This window comes from Burkholderia sp. SIMBA_051, from assembly GCF_046534915.1.
GTDB classification, from domain to species: domain Bacteria; phylum Pseudomonadota; class Gammaproteobacteria; order Burkholderiales; family Burkholderiaceae; genus Burkholderia; species Burkholderia ambifaria.
This window is the reverse complement of sequence record NZ_JAWRXS010000745.1, coordinates 1-244: the sequence shown is the minus strand read 5'-3', so window position 1 is coordinate 244 and position 244 is coordinate 1. Positions and strand designations below refer to the sequence as shown.

The 244-nt window shown below is 67.2% G+C and carries 1 protein-coding gene; it reads left to right on the top strand.

Annotation, left to right across the window (positions count from 1 at the left end; genetic code table 11):
- Positions 1 to 244 (top strand): beta-ketoacyl synthase chain length factor (locus tag SB771_RS36455; protein WP_410722219.1); only part of this gene is annotated, 244 nt, incomplete at both ends.

Genomic DNA, 244 nt, shown 5'->3' with positions numbered 1-244 from the left:
CGGCTTTATCGAGCCGATCGTGCGGCGTCGCCTGAGCACGCTGTCCAAAGCCGCGTTGAAAGTTGCGCACGATTGTGTCGCGCGGAACGAGGTTCGGGTCGTGTTCGCCTCGCGCCACGGCGAATTGCGGCGCACCACGGACATTCTGCGCGCCATCAGCGCGGGCGAGCCGGTCTCGCCGACCGCGTTCAGCCTGTCGGTGTTGAATGCGATGACGGGCGTGTTCGGCATCGCGCGCGGCGAC